This is a genomic window from Roseateles sp. P1_C6 (assembly GCF_056406315.1).
In genome coordinates this window covers 357,517-381,512 of record NZ_JBFUAK010000007.1, presented here as the reverse complement: position 1 = coordinate 381,512, position 23,996 = coordinate 357,517, and the positions used below count along the sequence as shown (strand labels likewise).

Genomic DNA, 23,996 nt, shown 5'->3' with positions numbered 1-23,996 from the left:
CTAGCGCTGTTCCGCCAGCGCGCCGCTCAGGTGGCTCGCGGTGCGGCTGCCTGCCGCGCGCGCGACCTGCTCGGGCGTGCCGCAGGCCACCAGCCGGCCGCCTTCGGCGCCCGCGCCGGGGCCGATGTCGATGACCCAGTCGCAGGCGGCCACGACGCGCATCTCGTGCTCGACGACGACCACCGTGTTGCCCGCGTCCACGAGGCTGTTCAGCTGCACCAGCAGCTTGTCGACGTCGGACGGATGCAGGCCCGTGGTCGGCTCGTCCAGCACGTAGAGCGTATGGCCGCGTTGCGCGCGCTGCAGCTCGGTCGCGAGCTTGATGCGCTGCGCTTCGCCGCCCGACAGCTCCGTGGCCGGCTGGCCCAGCCGCAAATAGCCCAGGCCGATCTGCTGCAGCAGCGCCAGCGGCCGCGCCAGCGCGGCGTCCTGCGCGAAGAAGGCCAGCGCCTCGTCCACCGTCAGGCGCAGCACGTCGGCAATGCTGTGCTCGCGCAGGCGCACCTTCAGCGTCGCTTCGTTGTAGCGCGCGCCGTGGCAGGCCGGGCAAGGCGCGTAGACGCTGGGCATGAAGAGCAGCTCCACGCTGACGAAGCCCTCGCCCTCGCAGGTCTCGCAGCGGCCCTTGGCGACGTTGAACGAGAAGCGGCCGGCGTCGTAGCGCCGCGCACGCGCCGCCGGCGTGGCGGCAAACAGCTTGCGCACATGGTCGAACAGGCCCGTGTAGGTCGCCAGGTTGGAGCGCGGCGTGCGGCCGATGGGCTTCTGGTCGACCTGCACCAGGCGGCGGATGTGCTCGGCGCCGGCGCTGATGCGGCCCTGCGTGACCTCGCGCGACGCGCCCTCGGCGTCGTCCTCGTCGTCCGCCTGCGGCGCCGGCGGCTCGTGGCCCAGCGCCTGGCCGACCAGGTCCACCAGCGCCTGGCTGACGAGGCTGGACTTGCCCGAGCCCGAGATGCCGGTCACGGCCGTGAAGCCGCCCAGCGGGATGTCCACGTCGACCTGGCGCAGGTTGTTGCGCGTGACGCCCGCGAGCGTCAGCCAGCCCTGCGGCGCACGGCGCGGCGGGCGCGCGACCTGCTCGCGCGGGAAGAGATAGGCCGCCGTGCGCGACGCGTGCACGGCCGCGAGGCCTGCGGGCGGGCCGCTGTACAGCACATGGCCGCCCAACTCACCGGCGTCGGGGCCCACGTCCACCAGCCAGTCGGCCTCGCGCATCAGGCCCAGGTCATGCTCGACGATGAGCAGCGAGTTGCCGGCGGCCTTCAAGTCCTTCAACGCCTTCAGCAGCGCCTCGCCGTCGGCGGGATGCAGGCCGGCGGAGGGCTCGTCCAGCACGTAGATGACACCGAACAGGTTGGAGCGGATCTGCGTGGCGAGGCGCAGCCGCTGCAGCTCACCGCTGGACAGCGTGGGCGTGCCGCGGTCCAGTGACAGATAGCCCAGGCCCAGCTCGTTGAGCGTCGTGATGCGCGCCAGCATGTCGTGGGCGATGCGCTGCGCGGCGATCAACTTTTCCTCCGACAGGTTGGGCGTGCGCCGCACGTCCGGCGCGGCCGCATGCGCATGGCCGCCGGCCGCGACGCGCTGCGCCGTGTGCGCCCGCGACGTCGCGCGGCTGACGCCGTGCCCCTGCGCGGCTGCATGCGCCGCGCCGGCCGCCGTGGGGCGCAGCACATCGGCCAGCTCGCGCAGCGGCATGCGCGAGAGTTCGCCGATGTCCAGGCCCTCGAAGGTGACCGACAGCGCCTCGCGCTTGAGCCGCTTGCCGTCGCAGGTCGGGCAGTCGCTGGCCACCATGTAGCGCGCGACACGGCGCTTCATCAGCGCGCTCTGCGTCGTCGCGAAGGTGTGCAGCACGTACTTGCGCGCGCCCATGAAGGTGCCCTGGTAGCTCGGCTCCGTCTTGCGGCGCAGCGCATCGCGCGTCTCGGCGGGCGTGAAGCCGGCGTAGACCGGCACCGTGGGCTGCTCGTCGGTGAACAGGATCCAGTCGCGCGTCTTCTTCGGCAGGTCGCGCCAGGGCTTGTCGACGTCGTGCCCCAGCGTGACGAGGATGTCGCGCAGGTTCTGCCCATGCCAGGCCGGCGGCCAGGCGGCGATGGCGCGCTCGCGGATGCTCAGCGACGGGTCCGGCACCATGGACTGCTCGGTCACCGCGTAGACCCGCCCCAGGCCATGGCAGGTCGGGCAGGCCCCCTGCGGCGTGTTGGGTGAGAAGTCCTCCGCGTACAGCATGGGCTGCCGGGCCGGGTAGTGGCCGGCGCGCGAATACAGCATGCGCAGCAGGCTGGACAGCGAGGTGGCGCTGCCCACCGACGAGCGCGTGCTGGGCGTGCCGCGCTGCTGCTGCAAGGCCACGGCGGGCGGCAGGCCGTCGATCGAATCGACCGCCGGCACGCCGACCTGGTCGATGAGCCGGCGCGCGTAGGGCGCGACGGACTCGAAGTAGCGCCGCTGCGCCTCGGCATAGAGGGTCGAGAAGGCCAGCGACGACTTGCCCGAGCCCGACACGCCGCTGAACACCACCAGCGCGTCGCGCGGGATGTCCACATCGACGTTCTTCAGGTTGTGCTCACGGGCGCCGCGAACGCGGACGAAGCCCGAGGCGAGGGGCGGCTGCTTTTTCAAGATGCCACGAATATGCGCCGTGCCGCACAGCGGGCCTGTAGGACGACGGCGTCAGCGTGACGAGGGCCTGGTCGCCTACGCCAAGGTCCGCGTTGTCCCACCGGTGCGCGGCCCGGGACGGGCGAGCATGTCGCCACTGCCCACCGGAGAACGTCATGTCCAACCCTTGGCTGAAGAAAAACCCGTTCATGAGCATGTGGCTCAGCGCCGCGAACTCGGCGGCGAACACCGCGCGCGGCCACGTCGCTGCCAGCGCCAAGCGTCAGTCCCAGGCAGTGGTGGCCCAGGCCACCCAGGATGTGATGAGCTTCTGGACGGATGCGCTGACCGCCCCGCCCAAGGCGCGGGCGAAGCGCAAGGCCAAGCGCTAGCCGTGGCTGGGCCGCCTCGGCAGCCGACACGGCGTTGGCGCACCTGAAGGCACTGCCCGGGAAGCCCTGAACAAGCCCGCGGCCCCCAGCAGGATGGCGGCCGCGCCCAGCCATTGCAGCGGCGCCAGCTCGTGACCCAGCGCCAGCCAGTCCACGCCGATGGCCACGACGGGGTAGAGAAACGACAGCCCGCCCTGCAGCGCTGTCGGCAGGCGCTGTACGCCGGCATACATCAGCGCGTACATCAGGCCGGTGTGCACGACGCCGAGCACGACCAGCGGCATCCAGCCCAGCGCCGTCCGCGGCAACTGGCCGAACTCGGCAAAGGGCGCCAGCATCAGCACGCCCACGGCCACCTGGATCAACGCGATCAGCGGCGCGGGCATGCCGCTCAGGCGCTTGGCGACGACGGCCGCCACGGCCCACAGCGCCGCAGCGGCGAATGCCATCGCCACCCCCAGCCCGAAGTTGCCGCCGACATAGCCGGCATTCGGGCGCGCCTGCACGATGAGCACCATGCCCGCAAAGGCCAGTGCCACCCAGGCCAGCCGCGCCATGCTGAGCCGCTCGCCGAAGAACACGACGCCCAGGCCCATCAGCATGAAGGGCTGCAGGTTGTAGACCGCCGTGGCCACGGTCACCGAGGCCCGGCTGTAGGCGCCGAACAGCAGCACCCAGTTCAGCACGATGGCCACGCCGCCCAGCGCGGCCAGGCCCAGCTGCCGTGCGCTGGGCCGGCGCCACAGCCCCAGCACCGTGCAGATCAGCGCCAGGGTCAGCAGCCCGAAGCCGCACCGCCAGAACACGACGTCCAGCGGCGGGAGGCCGGACAGCAGCACGAAATAGCCAATCGAGCCCAGCAGGCTCATCGCGCCGCCCATCTCGAGCGCGCCGCGGGTGGTGGGAGACACGGTGCTTCCTTGCCATGACAACGGACGTCATTGTTCCAAGGACATGTCCGCCGCAACATGCTTTTGAAACGGCGAAATAATGGCTAGGCAGAATTAACAACGGCGAATCTCAACTTCCACCGAATCATGATCGACCCCATCGACCGCTTGCTGCTGGCCGCCCTGGCGGCCGACGCCCGCGCACCGCTGAAGGACCTGGCCGAGGCCATCGGCCTGTCACCGCCTGCCACGTCGGAGCGGCTAGCGCGGTTGCGCGAGCGCGGCGTCATCCGCGCCTTCACCATCGACATCGACCCGCTGGCCCTGGGCTTCACGCTGCAGGCCATCGTGCGCGTGCGGCCCATGCCCGGCGCGCTGGCGCTGGTGCAGCAGCGCATCGAGGAGATGCCCGAAGCGCTGGAATGCGACAAGGTCACCGGCGACGACTGCTTCGTGCTGCGCCTGGCGCTGCGCGACATCGAGCACCTCGACCAGGCCCTCGATCGCCTCGCCGACTGCGCCCAGACCAGCTCCAGCATCATCAAGGCCCAGCCCTTGCGCCGCCGCGCGCCGGCGCTGAAGCTGGCCGGCTGAGCCGTTCAGGGTCGGCCAAGGGCCAGGTTGGCCGTGTGGCTGAAGCTTGCGGAATCGTCCATCGTTCGCCTGACGCAGGGCGTCACTGCAAGTCAAACTTCCGGCTCGCCCGACGCTGCCGCGCAGCAGGTGGCGGCGCTCTGCCCGGGCGTCACGACAGGCAAGGCCAGGTCTTCGAGGATGGTGCAATCGAGGGCGGCGCCACCGGCGCAGGCGCTGTCACAGCGACCAACGAACGCGGCCACGCTGCTTTCGAGGGCCTGCAGCGCCGCCAGCTTTTGCCGCAACTCCACCAGGTGCCGGGCAGCCACGTCGCGCACCTCGACGCACGGCCGTTGCGGCTCGTCGACCAGGCCGACCAGCTCGCGCACCTGTTCGATGGAGAAACCGAAGTCGCGGCAATGCCGGATGAAGGTCAGCCGACGCACCGCCGCCTGGCCATAGACCCTGCGCCCGCCCTCCGTGCGCGGGCCCGCAGGTACAAGGCCGATCTCTTCGTAGTAGCGAATGGTCGGCACCGAACATCCGGTCCGTTGGGCGATCACGCCGATGGACAGTGGCAGCGAGGCGTTCATGCGCAACAGCTTATAGGTCAAAGGAGGCCTGAGTCCTCCAGTCGTTCAGCACGCAGTTGCCGGCGCGGCAGGCTGCAGATCCGGGCCTGCCGTCAGGCAGAGGCATCGCGGACCTCCACAGAGCAACGGGTCGGGCAGGCGCATGCGGCGCGCCGAGATGCCCGCCGCCGACGAACCCACCCGACGCTGCCCAGGGCCAGCGCGATGACCAGCAGCACCGTCGCTGTCGGAACCAGCTCATCTGCACACGCGGCCAGCGCAGACCCGAAAGCGGCCAGGCCGGCCGACATGCCCAGCAAGGGAATTGCGCAACAGGCCGCGCAGGCGACCCCCAATCCAACAACGGCTTTCCAGGATTTCATCGGCGTTCCTCGGGGTGGCGATGCACGAAGGATGAAACCTCAAGCCACTTGAGGAGCAAGCGCTTTTCGCTTAGGCCGGCGTCACCACAATGACGGTCATGGAAATCATCAAGACCTTCAGCCTGTTCGTGGCCACCGCGCTGGCTGAAATCGTCGGTTGCTACCTGCCCTACCTCTGGCTGAAGCAGGGCAAGTCGCCCTGGCTCCTCGTGCCCGCAGCCGTCAGCCTGGCGCTTTTTGCGGGGCTGCTGTCCCTGCACCCGACGGCGGCCGGTCGCGTCTACGCCGCCTACGGTGGTGTCTACATCGGCGTGGCCATCTTGTGGCTTTGGCTGGTCGACCAAGTGCCCCCGTCACCGAGCGACTGGGTCGGCGTCGCCGTTTGCTTCCTGGGCATGGCGATCATCATGTTCGGTCCGAAAGTCCAGGGCTAGGTGTCGGTTAGGGCGGCGCGACATGTTCGGCGTGGCGGCAGAGCCAGGCGACATAGGCGATGTTGCCGAGGGGTCTGCTGTAGCGCTGCTTCCTGAACGTCAGCCGCACGCGTCCCGTGTGGGCGGCATCGATGTCGACGCACATTTCGTCGTCGACTGCGCAGGCCGGGTCTGGCAGGGCTTTGCACGCCTGGGCGACGTACAGGCCGGGCACGCGGGCCAGGATGCCGTTGTCGGCATGGGCGCATCGTGACGGCGCGCTGTGGTCGAGGACTTCAATCATGTTCCCCATCGTGCCGCCGGGGAGGCTCACCAAGTGAGCCTCCCGCAAGCGCAACAGCTGCCATGCAGTGAGCGCATGAGCTGTCGCTATCTCAAGGCCTTCGTCGTCAAGCGCGGGTGCGACGCCGTGCGACCAGCCCCATCAGGGCCAGGCCGCACATCAGCAGCGCACTGCTGCTGGCCTCGGGGACTGGGCTCGCCGCGACGGCGCCGGCGACGCGCGCGTTGAGCGTCCACAGGCCCTCCAAGGTCACGTCAGACTCGTTGGGGAGGGTCAACGACAGTAGGCGCCCGTTCGCATCGCTGCACGCGTTGGTGCACGCCATCTGGAACACATCGAAGCGCTCCATCCCGGTGCTCGTGTTCAGCGACAGTTCAAAGACGATCTCGGCATGGTCGCCGGGCCGCAGCGTGGACAGCGCCCCACTCACGTCCACGTGCAGCGACATGGCAGACCACGGCGTGAGTGCAAAGCTCAGCATCTGTCCGTCGGCCAGCATCGCTGCGTGCGCGGCGTACGCCGAGGAAGCGACCGAGGGGCTGTTGACGTCGTGCACGACGCCCGACAGCTGCATCGTTGCACCCAGCGGACTGTTGGCACCGCCGCCGGTGATGGCCGCATGGACTTCGGTGCGGCTCGCGGCCATGTCGACGCCGGTGCCCTGCCACGATCCCGTCCTCGAGCGCCACTGGACGTCGAAGGGGCCCGTCTCCTCGACGGTCGCGGAGACGGCGGCGCCGAACGCCTGGCTGGCGAAGCTGACGTTCGCCGCGACGCCGTCCTCGGGTCGCAGATCGAACACCTGCGCAGTCACCGGACCGGCCGCGGCCGTGGCGCCGCTGCGGACTGCCGCCCACGTCGGCAGCGCGACAAGCAAGGCACAGAGAGCGACGGTGCGTCGGCAAAATTTTGTGGAAATCAGAGACATGGAATTACTCCTTGGGTTTGGGGATCACATTCGGGGCGTGCGACGCCGCCCCAGGGGGGGTCGGGTTGCCGCCATCGCGCGGCAGATGAAATCGTTGAAGGGCTGCTTGGCCGCGCAGGGGCTAGCGCGGCCTGCGGTCGGTGTCGCCGCAGGCGATCACAGACTCGATGTCGCTGCGATCGAGGCCCATGTCCTTGAGCGCCTCGTTGCTCAGCGCGTGAAGCACACGGCGCCTGGCCGCGGCATGGCGGGCTTGCCGCCAGGCGTCGAGGCGCGCGCTCATCCAGTGCCGACACAAGCGTGCTGCCCGCTTCAGGCGTGACGCAGCCGACGGTCGGGTCGGATGGCAAGTTGAAAGACAACTGGCTTGCATGGTTTGCTTCCGGTGGAAAGGGTGGTTCAGTCCGGCTGCGGCCATGACCGGGACAGGCCGGCGTACGCCGATGGCGAGATGCGGCGCCGCGCGATGCCGCGTGCGGCGCTGCGGGCTCGGGCAGACTGGTTCAGATGCGCCGTCAGGTGCCCGACCAGCTCGTCGACGTCCTGGCCAGCGCCGTGGATGAAGCTCGACTTGCGCCGCCGCAGGAAGGGCAGGCCCAGCACGTACAGACCCGGCAGATCGGCCACGCCGCCCTCGTGCCGCAACGTGCCGGCCCGGTCGCGCAGGGAGGCGTCAAGCCAGCCATGGTCGGGACGCATGCCGGTGGCCCAGATCACCGAGCGGAAGTGGCGCTTCAGGTCGAGGACCGTCGTTGCGGTATCGGGCAGACGGGTGGGCGCCGGGCGCGGCTCCACGGCGTCAACGTCTGGCCGCATGCCGTCACCGAGCGCCCAGTCGTCGAAAGTGTCGAGCAACCGGTTCATCTTCAGATCGGCCAGCGCGCAGGCGTTGCGCAGCGAGCCCGAGAACAAGGCGCGCCCGTCGCGGACCTGCGCCAGCCGGCCCGCGACACGCACACCGCCGCGCTGCAGCACGTTCAGGTCCAGCGTGCCGCGCTCCGGCGTGCCGACGAGCTGTGGCGACGGCAGACGCCGGACGCGCCCGACGTCATCGACATCCGCCAGCCGCTGGTCGAGCACGCCGGCGGCGAGCAGCCACCACTGGATGTCACGGCCGCGGTACAGGCGCGGCATGCGCACGTGTTCGCCAACCGCCAGCGTCACCGCGCGCCCGCTGCGCTGGATCTCCTGCGCCAGCTGCAACCCGGTGGCTGAAGCGCCGACGATCAGCACGCCGCCGTCGGGCAACTGGGCCGGCCGGCGGTAGTCCAGCGCACTGAACTGCGCGACTTCGCCGGGCACGTCCGCCGCCGCGGCGGGGACGACCGGGCGTCCCGCCGCGCCGGTCGCGACCACGAGCGCCCGGCACTGCCAGTCGCCCTGCGTCGTCTCGACCCACCAGCCGTCCCCGGTCGGACGGGCACCGAGCACCGTCGTCGCCGTGCGCAGTGGCGCGGCAGCCGTCGCCGCATAGCGCGACAGGAAGCCCGCCACCTCGGCCGACGTCATGTAGCCGTCGGGATCGGCGCCGTCGTAGGCCTGCCCCGGCAGTCGCGTCATCCAGTTCGGGGTGAGCAGGCGCAGCGAGTCCCAGCGCTCGGTACGCCAGGCGTTGGCCACCTCGCCGCGCTCCAGCACGACGTGCCCAATGCCGCGCTGCGACAGGGCCCGGCTCATCGCCAGGCCGCAGTGGCCGCCGCCGACGATGACGACGTCGACGGCATTCGCCCGGCGGCTTGCGTTCACTGCGCCACCTTGTGCACGGTCACGTGCACGTCGGTCGGGTTGGTCAGCGTGTCGAACACCGCCGAACGCTTTTGCGATTGCGCCACCAGCGCGGCGATCTCGTCGGCCGTCGCATCGGCATCGACCTCGAAGTGCACACGCACCGCGCCGAAGCCGTTGCGCACGTCGTCGGCGATGCCCAGGATGCCCTGGATGTCCATGTCGGCCTCGACGCTCGCCGCCACCGCGTGCAGCTGGATCTTGCGGTGCTGCGCGACGGCGGCGATACCGGCCGACAGGCAGCCGGCGAGGCCCACCAGCAGCATCTCGACCGGCGTAGGGCCCTGGTCTTCCGACGCGAAGATTTCCGGGTGGTCGGTGTCGAAGGCGAAGGCCTGGCGGTGCTTCTGCTCGCCGCCCAGGCCGTGGAAGTCGTCGATGGTGGTGCGGCTGTGGGTGCCGTTCATCCAGCGGCTGGTGGCGCGCCAGCGAAAGCGGGCCGCCTGTGGCGCTTCAGTGAGTGCGGCGCGGGCGCCGAGCAGGGCTTCGACGTTGACGCCGTTGTCGATGGGGGTGGATTGCGATTGCATGAGCAGGCTCCAGAGGTTGAGAGAACAGCCGGCATAACCCGGCCCAGCCACTGTGCGCAGCAGGCGTGGATCTCAACGTGGGAACCAGCGTGGTATCGGCGGGGTTCGCGCCCCGGCGCCGATCACCGCCCCCGTGGGGTCAAGGGGCGTAGCGCCGCACCGACACGACGCGTTCGGGCGGCAAACCCGCCTCGCGCTGCGCGGCGCGGATGGCCTCGGCATCCGGCGCCTCGTACAGCGCGATCAGCCTGTGCCCGTCACCCGGCAGATAGCTGCGCAGCAGGCGCACGCCGTGGGCGCTGAGCGCGCCGGCGTCGAGCGCCTGGCGCAGCTCTCGCGCGCCAAACGTGGCGGGCTCGGCGAAGGTGTGCACGACGAGGGCCGTGACGGTGGACGGGTCGCCGTCGCCCTGCACTTCACAGGCCCAGGCAATGCCCGGCGGGGCGCCGGACTGGCGCATCGCGATGCGCACCGACTCGACATCCACGCCGCGGAAATGGCAGAACATCTCCGTGCCGTCTTCCGACAGCAGGCTGCCGCACCACGTCACGCGGTGCAGGCCCAGGCAGCCGTCCAGCATGATGGCGGCGACGCCGCGCATCTCGGCATCGGTCACCTGACGGGGCAGGCGACGCTCGACAAAGACATCACGCATACGCCTCCAGCTTCGCCACGATCTCCTGGGCCCACAACGCCGCGCCCTGGCCGGCCAGCCGCCGCACTTCGCCGAAGTGGTCCTTGGCGCCGCGCCGGTCGCCCTCGCGGGCGCAGTCGCGTGACAGCACCGCGTTGGCCAGCAGCATCTCGGTGGGCCGCTCCAGCAGCCTGGCGTAGCCCAGCGCCTCGGTGGCCCGTCGTTTCGCGGCGGCCGCACGGCCGCGCTCGCAGTCCAGCAGCGCGGCGCGCGTCAGCACGTAGGCCAGCCGGTGCTTGGCATCGGCCAGGCGCAGGTCGGCCAGCGCGGCGTCCAGCCGCTGCGCGTCGTCGTCGATCGTGTAGTCGCACAGGCCGGCCATGGCGCGCGCAAAGGGCTCCTCGCTGCCTTCGCGCAGCTTGTCGCCAAGCGCCAGCAGGTCGCCGCTGCGGGCGCGCGCGTCGTCGAGGCGGCCGCGCTGCAGATGCAGCATCACGAGGTATTCGGTGGCCTGGTACTCGGCAAGCCGGTCGCCGGCCGCCTTGCACATCGTGCGCGCCTCGTCGAAGAAGTCGGCCGCCTCGTCCAGGCGGTTGCCGTGGAAGCGCAGCATGCCCAGACCCGCGGCGATGGCATGGTGGCTGAAGCCCTTGCGCGCCGCCAGCACGCTGGCCTCGGCCAGCATGGCGTCGGCCTGCGGCACGTCTCGCTCGATCATGGCCAGGCACTTCGCGGTCTCGGCCATGCCGACGATCTGCGCGTCCTCCTGCCCGCCACGCACCGCGCGCACCGCCTGCAGCGTCTGCTCGCGGGCCGCGCTCCAGTGGCCTTGCGCCCAGCGCACCGTGGCCGCCATGTGATAGCCCAGGCGGGCATGGGCCAGCGCGCCGTGGTCCAGCGCGCGCTCGGCGAGGCGGGTGTATTCGTCGGCCGCCGCGGGGTCCAGCGGGCGGGCCGCCAGCAGGATGTCGTGCAGGTCGATCTCGACGGCGATGCGCTCGGCATCGCGCAGCGAAGCCGCCAGCTGCAGGCCGCGCCGCGCGATGGCCGCCGCTTCATCGTTGGCGAAGAAGCGCAGGCTGAGCCGGCCCGCGGCGACCAGTGCCCGCGCCGCCAGGGCCGGCTCGGCGCTTTGCGTGGCGTGGTGGGCCAGGTCGGCGGCGCGCGCCAGGTCCTGCGCGGTGTCGCGCTCCAGATGCTCGGCAATGCGCCGATGCATGACCTGCCGACGCAGCGGCGAGATGTCGGTGTAGATGGCGCGGGCGATGAGGTCGTGCGCGAAGTGCAGGCCGCGCTCGCCGCTGCGCAGCATGCCGTGGCGCTCGGCGAGGTCCAGCCCCGCGGCCACTTCCGTCGTATCGATGCCGGACACGCTGGCCAGCAGGCCGAACTCGATGCGCGGGCTGAGCACCGCGGCCCAGCGCAGCACGTCGACGCCGGTGCCGCAGTGCAGCGCCAGGCGGTCGCGCACGAGTGCATCCAGCGGCCCGGCCGCGCTGCCGGCCCGCTCGGCGCGCGCCAACTCCAGCGCGAGCAAGGGGTTGCCGCCGCCGTCCGCGCTCAGTCGCTGTCCATCCGCACCCGGTACTTGCAGTTCGATCAACCGCGCGAGATCGGCTTCGGGCAAGGGGCCGAGCGTGATCTCCTGCAGCAGGCCGTCGCGGGCCAGCCCGCGCCGCACCTGCTGCAGCGGCAGGCTGTCGCGCAGCTCGGCATCACGGGCGGCGAGCACGGCGAGGACGGGCCGACCCCGGTTCATGCGCGCAACGTAGAGCAGCGCGGCGGCGCTCGATTCGTCGCACCACTGCGCGTCGTCGAGCAGCAGCACGACCGGGCGCTGCGCGGCCTCGTCGGCGACCAGCTGGCTCAGCTGCGCGAACAGGCTGTCGCGGTCGTTGGCCGCGGCGCCGCGGAAGACGGCGTCATGGCGGGCGGCGCCCTGCTGGCGCAGCGCATCGGTCCAGAACGCGAATGGGCGGATGACATCCGACTCGTAGGCGCTTGCCTGCAGCACGAACGCCCCGCGTGCGCGCGCCAGCGCCAGCGTGGCCTCGAGCACGCGGCTCTTGCCGATGCCCGGTGCGCCGACCAGCAGGACGACCGCCGCCCGCGGCCCCTGCTCGACATCGCGCAGCGCCTGCTCGATCTGCGCCATCTCGGCCTCGCGGCCTACCAGCCGGCGGTCCACGACGGCAGCGGTGAAGTCCGGCGCGGCGGCCGGCGCGCGCAGCGCCGGCGCATCGATGCGCGGCTTGCGCCGGGCCGCCAGCAGCGCGCCCGAGGTTTCGACGCCAGCCTCCTTCAGCATGCGCAGGCCGAGCTGGTACTGCTCCTCGGCCTCGGCAGCCTGGTGCGCCGCGTTCAACAGGCGGATGAGCACCGCGCGGTGCGCCTCTTCGTAGGGGAACAGCCCGACCAGGGCGCGCGCATGCGGCAGCGCGCGCGCCGGCTCGTCGGCCAGGCGCTTGAGCAGTTCCGCGAGGACGGCCGCGCGGTCATGGAGGGCTTGCTCGCGCTCGGCCATGCACCAGGCGTGGAAGTCGTGGAAGCTGGTGAACTCCAGGCCTTCGAGAAAGCTGCCGCGATGGCGAGCGGCGGCCTGCTCCAGCACCGGCGTTTCCGCGTGGGCCAGGCCCTCTCGCGCCAAGGCGCGAAGTTCCAGCACGTCGACGGCCACGCCCGCCGAATCCATCGCCACCGTGGTGCGGTCCGCCACCAGGCGCTCACGCGCGGGCTCGTCCACCAGGCGGCGCAGCTTCGACAGGCTCCAGCGCAGCGACCCGAGCGGATCGTCCGGCGCATCCCACAACAGCGCGCTCAGTTGCTCGCGCCGGAAGCGCCGCGGTTGCAGGCACAGGTAGGCCAGCAGCGCACGCGTCTTGCGCGACGGCGGCAGCGGCTGCTCCACCCCGTCGCGGTGAACAGCGAAGTCGCCAAGGAATTGGAGTTCGAGGCCAGCCATGAGTCGTGTCGTGCGAAGGCGCGACTCTAGAGCGACGCGTTGGCCCCGACAACCGCCAATAACACCGGAAGAAATACCACGCTCGCTTCCACGCTGGCTACTGCGGTGGCCGCGCATCGTGGCGGCCTCTCCTCACAGATTCCACGGAGCCCTCATGGCACGCCACGACAACATCCTCGAAACCATAGGCCACACGCCGCTGGTGCGGCTGCAACGCCTCGCCCCTGCGGGCGTGAACGTCTGGGTCAAGGTCGAATCCTTCAACCCGCTCGGCTCCGTCAAGGACCGCATGGCGCGCGCCGTCATCGAGGCGGCCGAACGCTCAGGGGCGCTGCGCCCGGGCCAGACCGTGTTTGAGGCCACCAGCGGCAACACCGGCATCGGGCTGGCCATGGTCTGCGCACAGAAGGGCTACCCCCTCGTCGTCACGATGGCCGAAAGCTTCAGCCTCGAACGGCGCCGGCTGCTGCGCTTCCTCGGGGCCCGGGTCGTGCTGACACCGGCCTCCGAGAAGGGCACGGGCATGCTGAACAAGGCCATCGAACTGGCCGAGCGGCACGGTGGCTTCCTGTGCCGCCAGTTCGACAACGAGGCCAATGCCGACGTGCACACCCGCACGACGGCGCAGGAGATCCTGCAGGACTTCGACGGCGAGCGTGTCCATGCCTTCGTCAGCGGCTTCGGCACTGGCGGCACGCTGCTGGGCACCGCACGGGGCCTGAAGGCCGCCGATGCGCGCATCCGCATCGTGGCCGCCGAGCCCGACAACGCACCACTGCTGGGAGGTGGCATTGCCCAGGTGCGCGACGCGTCGGGCTGCCCCAGCGCCAGCCATCCGCACTTCCGCCCTCACCTGATGCAGGGTTGGAGCCCCGACTTCATCTCGTCCCTGACCGAACGCGCACGCGCCGAAGGGCTGATCGACGAGATCGTGCCGGTGGCGGGTCAGGAAGCCCTGCGCCTGGCGCGAGCGCTGGCCACACAGGAAGGCATCTTCGCCGGCACCTCCAGCGGCGCGACGCTGGCGGCGGCGCTGGACGTGGCGCGGCGCAGCCCGCACGGCGCCCACATCGTCTGCATGCTGCCGGACACCGGCGAGCGCTATCTGTCGACACCGCTGTTCGATCACGTCGCCAACGAGATGAACGACGAGGAACTGGCGCTGTCCCGCTCGACGCCAGGCGCCCGCTTCGACGGCCCCCGTCCGGCCCAAGCAGCGGCCCCTGCGCCGCAACCGGTCGACCCGCCCGCGGCAGATGCCGACGCCGACGCCTTCGTTTCGCGCGTCATCCGTGAGCAGCCCGTCGTCATGTTCGCGCTCGAGTGGTGCGAATTCTGCTGGGCGGTGCGCAAGCTGTTCGCGCACCTGGGCATTGCCTGTCACAGCGTCGACCTCGACAGCGTGGCCCTGCAGACCGCCGACCTTGGCACCCGGCTGCGCACGGCGCTGCGCCAGCGCACGGGCCAGTCGACCATCCCGCAGATCTGGATAGGCGGCGCCCACGTGGGTGGCGCGACCGAGCTGCTCTCGGGCTGGCGCCAAGGGCACACACAAGCCCTGCTGGCTGCCGCCGGCATTGCCTTCGACACCCGCGTCGACATCGACCCCGACGCCTTCCTGCCGCGCTGGCTGCACCCGCGCGCCACGTCCTGACTCTCCTTCAACAGCACCATGAAAACCTCAACATCCCTGATCGCCCTCGCCACCACGCTGGCGCTTGCGGCCTGCCAAACGCCCGGTCTGCCGCCTGTGCTGCCCTCCGGTCTGGCGGTGAAGCCCCAGGAAAGCTGGGTCAACACCTTGTCGGCGCGCGGCGTGCAGATCTACGAATGCCGCGACGATGGCGCCCAAGCCCGCTGGACGCTGATCGGGCCCGATGCCGACCTGTTCGAAAGCAACGGCCACCTGTTCGGGCACCATGGCGTCGGCCCCACCTGGAAGGCCGAAGACGGCAGCCTCGTCGTGGGCAAGGTGATCGCCCGCGCCGATGCGCCAGTCTCCGGCGCGATTCCCTGGCTGCTGCTTGAAACGCGCGCCAACACCGACAAGGGGGCGCTTGGCGCCGTGACGCGCATCCGCCGGGTCAACACCCGCGGTGGCGCCGCGCCGGACACCGGCTGCAGCGCCCAGTCGCACGGCGCACGGGTTCAAGTGCCCTACACCGCCGACTACGTGCTGCACAGCGGCCGCGTCACCGAGGCGCAAGCGCATGACGTGACGGACCTGCCGTCCTTGCGCCGCGCACACTTCTGACCCTGGCCCCTGATCATCATGGAATTCATCCGCACGATCGCGCCCGACGAAGCCACCGGCGACGTCGAGGCCATGTACAGGCGACAGCAGTCGGCATGGGGCTATCTGCCCAACTACGCCAAGGTGTTCTGCCACCGTCCCGAGGTGTTGGCGCGCTGGGGGCAACTGCTCGCCGAAATCCGCAGGCCGATGGAGACGCGGCGCTTCGAGCTCGTGACCTTCGCGGCAGCGCATGAGCTGCGCAACTCCGCCTGCACGATGGCCCACGGTTCGAGGCTGCGCGACTTCCTTCGCGACGAGCAGATCGCGACGCTGGCCAACGGGGGCTTCGTCGAGGCCATCACGCCACTTGAACGGGCGGCCATGCGCTTTGCCCGCCAGATCGCCAGAGACGCTGCGGCCGTGACGGCGAGCCAGGTCGACGACCTCAGGGCGTTGGGCCTGTCCGACGCGGAAATCTTCGACATCGCCGCCGTCGCCGCCGGCCGCGCCTTCTTCGCCAAGCTGCTCGACGCGCTGGGAGTCATGCCCGATTCGCCTTTTCTGGCGCTCGACCAGGCCTTGCGCGAGCCGTTGACCGTCGGACGCGCCATCGACCCACGGCCCTGCGTGAACATGCGCGAGCATCATGTCGATCAAGCCACCAACCCCTGACGCTCAGGCCGCGTCCAGGAGCATGTCGATCCCGGCGGTTCGCATGTCATACGGTCGGATGCTGATCCTCGCCCAGCGGCGGTTCGCCCGAAGCGAGGCCGCGGCACGAAAGCAAGTGGCGGCTGACCTGGGTCGGGGCGGCGATGATCGAATCTCAAGTTGAGCGCAGGGCCGATGTCGGACCTGCTGGCAGCTCAAACCGAGGTGCCGCGTGACCAACGACATCCAAACGCCCGCCTTTGGGAGCCCCTTACAGCGCCCATCAAGAATTCCCTACAGCCCAAGGTGATTGCGCTACCTAGAGTGTCGCAACGGGCGCTGGCCATTCGGCGCGCGTTCACTGACGGGAATTGACCGATGCTGAATCAAATGCGCCTGCGGGCCAAGCTCATGCTTGGATTTGCGCTCCTGGCTGCCATCGTGCTGGTGGTCTCCGCGCTCGCTCTGAATTCGTTGATTCGGGCGAACGATCGATTCACCGGCTATCTCGCTGGCGTGGGCGACCGGGAGAACCTGGCAACCGAAGTTCGCGGCGCGGCGACGCGGCGCGCGATCGCCGCCCGCAACCTGGTGCTCGTGATCACCCCGTCCGATCGAGAAACGGAGAAGGGTGCCGTGACCCTCGCCCATGAGGATATGCAGAAGGCGATTGCCAAACTCAGGGATGCCGTTGCAAAGGGCTCCGACGTCGGCGAGCGAGACAAGGCCATGGTTGGCGAGATCGAGCGTGTCGAAGCCCTGTACGGCCCGGTTGCGCTGTCCATCGTGGGTATGGCGCTGGATGGCAAACGCGATGAAGCCATCGCGAAGATGAACGCCGAATGCCGGCCGCTGCTGGCTTCCCTGCTGAAGGCGGCCAACGAGTTCATCAGCTACGAGGGTCAACAGACGGCGGCGAACACCCGCGACGCTGAAAGCTCGTTCCATCGTGACCGCATTCTGTTGCTGCTGGCCTGCGCCGGCGCGATCGCCGCCGCCGTCGGGTTGGGTTGGGCGCTCAGCAATGCCGTCACCCGACCTCTTGAGCGCGCGGTGCGGCTGGCCGAGGCGGTTGCCTCGGGCGACCTCAGCTCCGACATCGTCGTGGACCGCCAGGATGAAACCGGCCAGTTGCTCGCCGCGCTCAAGCGCATGAACGACGGCCTGGTTGACATGGTCGGGCGCGTGCGTTCGTCGGCCGACAGCATTGCCACGGCTTCCCAGCAGATCGCAAGCGGCAATCAGGACCTCTCCAGCCGCACCGAGCACCAGGCCAGCTCGCTGCAGCAGACCTCCGCTTCAATGCAGCAGATGACGTCGATCGTCCAGCAAACGGCCGAGAGTTCCCACCAGGCCACCCAACTCGCCAGCGCCGCGACAGAAGTGGCAGGCCGGGGCGGCGATGTCGTGCAGCGCGTCGTATCGACCATGGGTGACATCAGTGATGCCAGTCGCAAGATCGCCGACATCATCGGCACCATCGACGGCATCGCCTTCCAGACGAACATCTTGGCGCTCAACGCTGCCGTTGAGGCGGCGCGTGCCGGCGAGCAAGGTCGTGGCTTCGCGGTTGTGGCGGGCGAAGTGCGGGCCTTGGCCAAGCGCAGCGCCGACGCCGCGCGCGAGATCAAGACGCTGATCAATGCCAGCGTCGAGAAGGTCGCCGCGGGCAGCCAACTCGTTGGCGAAGCCGGCACGACGATGAGCGACATCGTCGGGCAGGTGCGACGCATGACGGATCTGATGGCGGAAATCAACGCTTCGGCCACCGAACAAAGCAGCGGCATCGTGCAGGTCAACCAGGCGGTGGCCTCGATCGACCAGGGCACGCAGCAGAACGCCGCGCTGGTGGAACAGAGCGCAGCAGCAGCCGAGAGCCTGCAACAGCAGGCCGCCGGCTTGCTGGATGTGATCGGCCAGTTCAAGACCGCTCGCGCCTAGGTTTGCTGCCCGGCTTGTCGTCAGGGTCAAGCCAAGCCCTGCGGGGTGCCCATCGCCTGAAAGACGCACCGCTGGGCCGGCCACCGTCGTGCCGAAGGCCGACACGAATGCCGCTTTGGGCGGCGCATCAGACGCGCGGGACCTCGCTGTCATCGCCAGCGATTCGTGAGAGTCAATCATGAGCGATGGGACTATGCTGCGGGCAGGGACGAACCGAGCCAAGAGAGCGAATGCTCCGTCACGGCTGCGTTCAAGAAGAACGCCAGAAGGGGATCCCGATGCCAAGCAGAGAACTATTGCTGGCGGCCGTCGCCATCCAGAGGGAGGCGACCGGGCTTGGACTGAACCTCGGCGGGCTGATGGGCCTCGTTGCCCGACGAACCACTGGGCTCGTGGGACCTGCCGGCGAGATCGCCGAGTTGGCACGGCGCGCTGACGTGGTCCTTCCCTGATGATCCATTCAGAGTCCACCCGCCTGCACCGGCGCGTCGCGAGCCTCGTCGCCGCAGGCCTGGTGGCCGCGGGGATGGTGTTGACGCCGCTGGCAAAGAACCCGCTCCCGGCCGTGCCCAGCTACATGCTGGCCTTCGGCTTCGCGATGATCATCACCAACCTGCTGCTGGCCGGGTTGATGTTCAGCCGTGGGGTCAGCGAGCGCAGCAAAAGCTCGGTCGAGTTGGGCACGGCCTACTGGTTCGTCGCCGTTCTGTTCTTGCCCCTCATTGCCGCGTTCCCGGACGCGGTCCTGCCTGGCGGCTCCTTGATCGGCAGCAAGATCAGCGCCGTCTGGCTGTGGTCGTTCTGGCATGTCGGCTTTGGCGTGTTGGTGCTGCGCCATGCGCTGGCCGCTCGAAGGCGCGAAAGGATGGAGCCGCATGCGGCGCTGCCACGGACCGACGAGGGCGTCTCGCGGCAGCTCGGCCTGGAAATCGCGCTGTGCTGCGCTGCCGTGGGTGCGCTTGCCTGGCTGGGCACGGCGGGTCTGCCCTTACTGCCCGCCATCTTCATGGGGCCGCAGGGACTTTTCGGCGGAGCGGGCATCCTCTCGCCCGCGGCGAGCCTGCTCATCGACATCGCGTGCGTCGTCGTACTGGCGCGCCTGAAGCGCCCGAGCAACGAGCAGATCTGGCTGTGCGTCGGCATGGTGGCCGCATGCTTTGACGTCTGGCTCACCTACCAGGGCACCGCCCGGTTCTCGGTGGGGTGGTACGTCGCCAAACTCGGCAGTCTCTTCACGACGTTGATCGTGCTGGTGTCCCTGTTCGTCGAGCTGACCGCGCTCTACCGGCGTACCGCCGACATGAACCTCGTGCTGGACCAGCACGCCCACATCGACGGCTTGACGGGGCTGCCCAACCGCCGTCGCTTCGACCAGGCGCTTGAAAACGAATGCGCCCGCGCCGGGCGCGGTGGTCATCCGGTCTCGCTGCTGCTGATCGACGTCGACTTCTTCAAGCGCTACAACGACCGCTATGGTCATCTCGCTGGGGACGATTGCCTGCGCCTGGTGGCCCAGGCCATCGAGTCATCCATGCGCCGGCCAAGCGACCTGCCGGCCCGCTACGGGGGCGAGGAATTCGCAGTGATCCTGCCGATGACGGCACTTGAAGGCGCGCTGTTGATGGCCGAGCGCGTCCGGGAGAGCATTGCAACGCTGGGCGTCACCCACGCCGACTCCGCTTGTGGCCACATCACGGTCAGCATTGGCGCGGCCACGACGAGGGCGACGCGGGCAGATCAAGGGCCAGCGTTGATTGCTGCGGCCGACCGTGCGCTGTACCAGGCCAAGGCGCAGGGCCGCAACAAGACGTGTGAGGCGGCGCCCGACGCCGAAGCGACTGGGGCTGCGGCGGCTGGCGTCCTGGCGGCTTGATCTGGGTGACTCGCAACGCCGGCGGCCTGCGCCATCTGGTCACCCGCCGGGCTTGGGCGCTGCTGCCTGGCTAGCCAACGAACCGCCCGGGAGAGAAAGCCGCCGCCTCCATGTACGGCAAGCCGCCTTCCATCTGGTCGGCGATCAGCCTCGCACTGGCCGGGCCCAGCGTGAAGCCCTGGTGTCCGTGGCCGCAGTTGACCCAAAGGGCGCGATGACGCGGCGCGGCGCCGATGAGGGGCTTCATGTCCGCACAGCAGGGGCGGCCGCCCAGCCACGGCTGCGCTTCCACCGCATGCCCGAGGTCCATCAGCTCGCGTGCTTCCTGCGTGGCACCTTCGAGCTGGCGCGGCGACGGTGGCGCATTCAGGCAGGCGATCTCGGCGCCGCTGGTGATGCGCAGGCCGCGCCGCTGCGGCGCCAGCACGTAGCCGCGCTCGGCGTCCAGCGTTGGCACGTTGAGAGTCGCGCCGCCAACGAAATGGCGGTGGTAGCCGCGCTTGACGAAGAGCGGCCAGCGATAGCCCAGCCGGCGCATGAAGGGGCCCATCCAGGGGCCCAGCGCCAGCACGGCCTGGCTGGCGTCGACCGGTCCGTCGAAGCTGTCCGCCTGCCAGCGCGAACCCGTGTGGCGCAGGCTGCTCGCATCGCCATGCACCATGCGTCCGCCGCGCTGCTCGAACAGCCTGGCGTAGCGCTCCACCAGCGCGCCGGGGTCGCTGACGCTCCAGGAGTCCGGCCAATGGATGGCGCCCGCCAGCGGCAGGCGAAACGCGGGCTCCGCGGCCGCCAGGGCGCTGGCGTCCAGGGGCGTGTGGGCAATGTCGTGGTCCTGCGCCAGCCGCTGTGAGTGAAGCAGCGCTTCCTCCAGCGCGCGACCGCTGCGGTAGATCATGCGCAGGCCGCTGCGCCGCACCAGGTCGCGCGCGCCAGCCAAGTCCATCAGCCGCTCATGCTCCTGCGTGGAATGAGCGATCAGCGCTGCGTACTGCCGACCGATGCGGCGATGCTCGACCGGGGCCGAGGCCCGCCAATAGCCTAGCAGCTGGGGCCAGGCCTGGAGGAGCCCGCGCAGGTGGTAGTTCACGTCCAGGCCGCGCCGCAAGGCGACGCGCAGCAAGGCCCGCCAGTCGCGCGGCATGGCGTAGGGCTCGACGGCCTCGCGCTGGATGATGCCGGCGTTGCCATAGGACGTTTCCTGCCCGGGGGCACGGCGGTCCAGCAAAGTGACGCGGTGCCCGCGCAGCTGCAGTTCCAGCGCGGTGCAGGTGCCCACCATGCCGGCGCCCAGCACGAGGATGTCCTGCCTCACGATGCCGCAGCCACAACGGCTGTCACGGTGATCTCCACGTCGGCCTGCGGCAGCGCCAGCGCGGCGACGACGGTTGTGCGGGTCGGATAGGGCGAGGCGAAGCGCCTCGCATAGGTGGCGTTGAACTCGGCAAAGTCCTGCGCGCGGCGCAGGTAGACGGTGGCCTGAACGACGTCGGCCAGGCTGAGGCCTTCACTGGCCAGCGTGGCGGCGATGCGGTCCAGGGTCAGGTCGGTCTGCGCGGCAATCCCTGCGGGAATGGCGCCTGCATTGCCGATCGGCAGCTCTCCGGACAGGAAGAGCCAGCCTCCGGCGCGACGCACTTTTGAAAACGGCAGATTGGCGGCAACGGACATGGCAACTCCAACGGGCATGGGGAATGAGGGAAGGTGCAGAGGCCGCTCACGCCTCTGGCCGTGGTGGCTAAAGCAGAGGGCGCAGCTCGATCAGCAGCCGCTCGATGTCCGCATCGGTGTGGTCCGCGAACGCGGCAATGCGCAGCACGCCTTCAGGGCCGGCTCCCACGTAGGTGGAGTAGGCGATGAGGATGCCCCGGTCCATCAAGGCCTGCTGGATGCGCGCCATGTCGGCGGCGCCGCCGTGCTTGAAGGTCGCCAAGGGGCCTTCGTGCTCCGCAGGCTGGAGGCCCAGTGCCCGAAGCCCTTGCCTGAGCAGCCGCACGTTTCCGCGCAGCCGCTCCAGCAGTGCGGGGTTCTTCTGGACATGGCGCAGGCCTGCCGCCGTCATCGCGGCCCCAGCGGAGCATCCAAGCGCCGCGCCACGCGCGGCGGGCGTCTTCCAGAGCCGTTCAATCAGCGAAGCGGCGCCGATCGCGAGTCCACCATGGCCGCCGATGGCCTTCGCCATCGATCCCCCGGCCAGCACGCGGTCCCGCGCAATGCCGGCCAGTTCGACCGCCCCTCGCCCTCGCGGCCCCACACATCCGAAGGCATGCGATTCGTCCACGACCAGCCAACCATCGCGCTGGGCGAGCAGGTCGGCGTACGCCTTCAAGGGTGGGATGGCGCCCCACGTCGGGAACATGCCGTCTGTCGCCACCAACGGCCGCCCCGAGTCGCCAAGCTCGCGTGCCATCACCAACGCCAGATCGCTGGCGTCGCAATGGCGGAAGGCATGCACGGGCAGGCCGCTGGCCATGGAGGCGTCCCGAAGGCTGTAGTGCGCACTCTCATCGAGGAAGATGGCGTCGCAGCTCGGCGCCAGGCCCGAGACCCCGATCAGCCCAAACATGTATCCGGTGCCGAAGAACATGGCGCCGTCCACCTCGAAGAACTGCCGGGCAGCGTCTTCGACCTCGAGGTTGGCCACCAGGCTGAATCCGGCGCTGCGCGCCAGCTGAGAATGCGCGCCATAACTGCGCAACGCCTTCACGCCGGCCTCGATGATCTCCGCGTTGGCGCCAAGGCCCAGATAGCCCGATCCTCCAAAGCTCAGCACCGGCTGCCCGTCCACGATGACCTGGGCCGCACTGGCGGACTCCACGCGGCGAAGCCGCTTGGTCGAGTTCAGCGCGCTCATGACAACGCCGGCGCCGGGTTGTCGACGGCCGGGAAGAAGTTGGGGTTGCGCTTGCGGTAGGGCAGCCGGGCGAAGTCCATGGACAGCGCTGCGCCGGTTTCGACGATGCGGCAATCGCTGGAGAGCTTGGAGAACTCCGCGTGGTAGTGATGGCTGGACTTCACGCCGATCACGCGGGCCTCGTGCAGCGGCACGCCCAGGCGGGTGAACGCGGTGGGCGACAAGGTTTGCGTGCGCCGGCTGATCAGCACGACGTCCACGGGGCCGCAGCGCACCCAGGCGGCGGCGCCGAGCAGGTCGGTGAGGTGGCCCACCTGCTGGGCGTGGTGTTCGGCCAGCCCGAGCACGGTGGCGTCGACCGTCAGCGGCGAGCCCGAGGTGTCGCCGGCCTTGCCGCCGATGCGCAGCGTGAGCGAATTACCAATGCCTGCCGCCCAGCAGGCCTGCACGGCTTGCGGGTCCCAGAGCATGCCCATCGCGCTGCGCAGCTGGGGGCGCGCCAGCAGCGCGGCAAGCATGACGGTGTGGTCGCAGGGCGCGCCGCCGCCGGGGTTGTCGCCCGCATCGGCCAATATCCTTGGCGCACCGCTCGCCGGCAGCCCCTGGAGTGCCTCGTGCATCGTTTCGAGCCTGGGCACCAGCGCATGGCGCAGGCGGTAGAAAGAGCGCGCCAGCTCCTGCGCCGTCTGCTCGGCCAGTTGCCGGTCGCCATCGGCAATCACCAGCACCTTGCTGCCGGTATCGGCGACATCGCCCCAGGGGAATCCGTGCACCAGGCTGGCCGAGAGGATGCCCGGGCGGCGCTCCATTTGCGCCAGCGCGTCGACCAGGCCGCGCATGGGCTGCGACGTCGTGGGATAGAACCCCACCAGATGGCAGTCGACAACGGCCATCGCCGGCCTGGTGCTGCCGACCGCTGCGGCGCGGCACAGGCGGAACAGCTCGGCGGCCCGCTCCGCATAGTCCGTGTGCGGGTACTCGCGCATCAGCACGATGGCGTCGGCCCCCCGCGTCATGGCCTCGGTGAGATGGCAATGGGGGTCCAGTTCCACGCCGATGATGCAGCGCGCGCCAACGATGTCGCGCACGGCGAGGATCAGGTCGCCTTCGCAATCGTCCGCGCCTTCAGCCACCATGGCGCCGTGCAGGAAGAGCAGCACCACGTCCAGCGGCATGGCCGCCCGCACGGCGTCGAGCAACTCGGAGCGCAGCTGGGCGTAGTCGGCCGCGCGCACCGGCCCGGCCGGCTGGGCGATGGCGTACAGGCCTTCGTGCAGCGTGTCGCCGTGCTGAGCGGCGAGGCCGCGCCATTGCGCCGCCACCTCGCCCACCGAGCCCAGCGCACCCCGCGGGATGGTGCCGTGCACGATGCCGAACTCTTCGAACGATGCCAAGGTCGTCTCGAAGCGGGAAAACGTGTTGGTCTCCGTCATGAGGGCCGTGCTGAAGAGCTTCATGGCCGGGC

Annotated in this window: 23 protein-coding genes; 8 read left to right on the top strand and 15 right to left on the bottom strand. The window is 69.9% G+C overall.

The annotated features are described in order from the left end of the window. Positions 1–2,631 (bottom strand): excinuclease ABC subunit UvrA, encoded by a 2,631-nt coding sequence (locus AC1D29_RS17685; RefSeq protein ID WP_477899734.1) that lies wholly within the window; start codon positions 2,629–2,631, stop codon positions 1–3. A gap of 155 nt (positions 2,632–2,786) precedes the next feature. Here AC1D29_RS17685 and AC1D29_RS17680 point away from each other — a divergent pair, with 155 nt between their 5' ends. Continuing rightward, on the top strand, positions 2,787–3,002 hold the full coding sequence (locus tag AC1D29_RS17680) for a hypothetical protein (protein ID WP_477899732.1): 216 nt from the start codon (positions 2,787–2,789) through the stop codon (positions 3,000–3,002). On the opposite strand, the gene AC1D29_RS17675 is transcribed toward AC1D29_RS17680, so the two are convergent. Continuing rightward, complete coding sequence (locus AC1D29_RS17675; protein WP_477899848.1) at positions 2,999–3,883, bottom strand: DMT family transporter; 885 nt, start codon at positions 3,881–3,883, stop codon at positions 2,999–3,001. The two genes, AC1D29_RS17680 and AC1D29_RS17675, sit on opposite strands and share 4 nt — an antisense overlap. A gap of 156 nt (positions 3,884–4,039) precedes the next feature. Between AC1D29_RS17675 and AC1D29_RS17670 the strand changes: the two genes are divergently transcribed. After that, positions 4,040–4,486, top strand: a complete 447-nt coding sequence (locus tag AC1D29_RS17670; protein WP_477899730.1) for an Lrp/AsnC family transcriptional regulator — start codon at positions 4,040–4,042, stop codon at positions 4,484–4,486. A gap of 92 nt (positions 4,487–4,578) precedes the next feature. On the opposite strand, the gene AC1D29_RS17665 is transcribed toward AC1D29_RS17670, so the two are convergent. Together AC1D29_RS17665 and AC1D29_RS17660 are read right to left on the bottom strand one after the other, a co-directional pair. After that, positions 4,579–5,061, bottom strand: a complete 483-nt coding sequence (locus AC1D29_RS17665; protein WP_477899728.1) for a MerR family transcriptional regulator — start codon at positions 5,059–5,061, stop codon at positions 4,579–4,581. Positions 5,062–5,153: 92 nt separating this feature from the next. Continuing rightward, positions 5,154–5,423, bottom strand: coding sequence for a hypothetical protein (locus AC1D29_RS17660; protein WP_477899726.1), 270 nt, complete (start codon positions 5,421–5,423; stop codon positions 5,154–5,156). A 98-nt stretch (positions 5,424–5,521) separates the two neighbouring features. Between AC1D29_RS17660 and AC1D29_RS17655 the strand changes: the two genes are divergently transcribed. Continuing rightward, positions 5,522–5,857 (top strand): YnfA family protein, encoded by a 336-nt coding sequence (locus tag AC1D29_RS17655; protein WP_477899724.1) that lies wholly within the window; start codon positions 5,522–5,524, stop codon positions 5,855–5,857. A gap of 7 nt (positions 5,858–5,864) precedes the next feature. Here AC1D29_RS17655 and AC1D29_RS17650 read toward each other — a convergent pair whose 3' ends face one another. The 7 genes from AC1D29_RS17650 to AC1D29_RS17620 all read right to left on the bottom strand — a co-directional run bounded on the left by AC1D29_RS17650 (position 5,865) and on the right by AC1D29_RS17620 (position 12,979). Continuing rightward, positions 5,865–6,140, bottom strand: coding sequence for a hypothetical protein (locus AC1D29_RS17650; RefSeq protein ID WP_477899722.1), 276 nt, complete (start codon positions 6,138–6,140; stop codon positions 5,865–5,867). A 106-nt stretch (positions 6,141–6,246) separates the two neighbouring features. Continuing rightward, positions 6,247–7,068 (bottom strand): PEP-CTERM sorting domain-containing protein, encoded by an 822-nt coding sequence (locus tag AC1D29_RS17645; RefSeq protein WP_477899720.1) that lies wholly within the window; start codon positions 7,066–7,068, stop codon positions 6,247–6,249. Positions 7,069–7,189: 121 nt separating this feature from the next. Beyond that, positions 7,190–7,351 carry a YjiS-like domain-containing protein gene (locus tag AC1D29_RS17640; RefSeq protein WP_477899718.1) on the bottom strand — a complete coding sequence of 54 codons (162 nt, stop codon included), beginning with the start codon at positions 7,349–7,351 and terminating at the stop codon, positions 7,190–7,192. A gap of 116 nt (positions 7,352–7,467) precedes the next feature. Next, complete coding sequence (locus AC1D29_RS17635) at positions 7,468–8,814, bottom strand: NAD(P)-binding domain-containing protein (protein WP_477899716.1); 1,347 nt, start codon at positions 8,812–8,814, stop codon at positions 7,468–7,470. Then, entirely contained in the window at positions 8,811–9,383 is a 573-nt protein-coding gene (locus AC1D29_RS17630; RefSeq protein WP_477899714.1) for an OsmC family protein, read from the bottom strand. Before AC1D29_RS17630 ends, AC1D29_RS17635 begins: the two co-directional genes overlap by 4 nt. Positions 9,384–9,522: 139 nt before the next feature. Continuing rightward, positions 9,523–10,038, bottom strand: a complete 516-nt coding sequence (locus tag AC1D29_RS17625; protein WP_477899712.1) for a nickel-binding protein — start codon at positions 10,036–10,038, stop codon at positions 9,523–9,525. After that, positions 10,031–12,979, bottom strand: coding sequence for an ATP-binding protein (locus AC1D29_RS17620; RefSeq protein ID WP_477899710.1), 2,949 nt, complete (start codon positions 12,977–12,979; stop codon positions 10,031–10,033). The genes AC1D29_RS17625 and AC1D29_RS17620 overlap by 8 nt, the downstream gene beginning before the upstream one ends. Before the next feature lie 154 nt (positions 12,980–13,133). On the opposite strand from AC1D29_RS17620, the gene cysK reads away from it, so the two are divergent. From cysK to AC1D29_RS17595, 5 genes are all read left to right on the top strand, one after another. After that, complete coding sequence (gene cysK, locus AC1D29_RS17615; protein ID WP_477899708.1) at positions 13,134–14,633, top strand: cysteine synthase A; 1,500 nt, start codon at positions 13,134–13,136, stop codon at positions 14,631–14,633. Between the two features lie 18 nt (positions 14,634–14,651). Continuing rightward, positions 14,652–15,233: a DUF3455 domain-containing protein gene (locus AC1D29_RS17610; protein WP_477899706.1), complete on the top strand. Its 582-nt coding sequence runs from the start codon at positions 14,652–14,654 to the stop codon at positions 15,231–15,233. Positions 15,234–15,251: 18 nt separating this feature from the next. After that, positions 15,252–15,887, top strand: coding sequence for a carboxymuconolactone decarboxylase family protein (locus AC1D29_RS17605; protein WP_477899704.1), 636 nt, complete (start codon positions 15,252–15,254; stop codon positions 15,885–15,887). Positions 15,888–16,244: 357 nt separating this feature from the next. Then, entirely contained in the window at positions 16,245–17,807 is a 1,563-nt protein-coding gene (locus AC1D29_RS17600) for a methyl-accepting chemotaxis protein (protein ID WP_477899702.1), read from the top strand. Positions 17,808–18,258: 451 nt separating this feature from the next. Beyond that, a complete protein-coding gene (locus tag AC1D29_RS17595; protein WP_477899700.1) occupies positions 18,259–19,680 on the top strand; it encodes a GGDEF domain-containing protein in 1,422 nt (473 codons plus the stop codon). Between the two features lie 70 nt (positions 19,681–19,750). Here the strand turns inward: AC1D29_RS17595 and AC1D29_RS17590 are convergent, their stop codons facing one another. The 4 genes from AC1D29_RS17590 to AC1D29_RS17575 form a co-directional block, all read right to left on the bottom strand. Further along, the gene (locus AC1D29_RS17590; RefSeq protein ID WP_477899698.1) at positions 19,751–20,992 is read right to left on the bottom strand and encodes an NAD(P)/FAD-dependent oxidoreductase; all 1,242 of its coding nucleotides are present in this window, start codon (positions 20,990–20,992) and stop codon (positions 19,751–19,753) included. Beyond that, positions 20,989–21,348 carry a RidA family protein gene (locus AC1D29_RS17585; protein WP_477899696.1) on the bottom strand — a complete coding sequence of 120 codons (360 nt, stop codon included), beginning with the start codon at positions 21,346–21,348 and terminating at the stop codon, positions 20,989–20,991. The genes AC1D29_RS17590 and AC1D29_RS17585 overlap by 4 nt, the downstream gene beginning before the upstream one ends. A gap of 67 nt (positions 21,349–21,415) precedes the next feature. Continuing rightward, positions 21,416–22,531, bottom strand: a complete 1,116-nt coding sequence (locus tag AC1D29_RS17580) for an aminotransferase class I/II-fold pyridoxal phosphate-dependent enzyme (RefSeq protein WP_477899694.1) — start codon at positions 22,529–22,531, stop codon at positions 21,416–21,418. Further along, the gene (locus AC1D29_RS17575; protein ID WP_477899691.1) at positions 22,528–23,988 is read right to left on the bottom strand and encodes a M81 family metallopeptidase; all 1,461 of its coding nucleotides are present in this window, start codon (positions 23,986–23,988) and stop codon (positions 22,528–22,530) included. The genes AC1D29_RS17580 and AC1D29_RS17575 overlap by 4 nt, the downstream gene beginning before the upstream one ends. Positions 23,989–23,996: the final 8 nt, after the last annotated feature.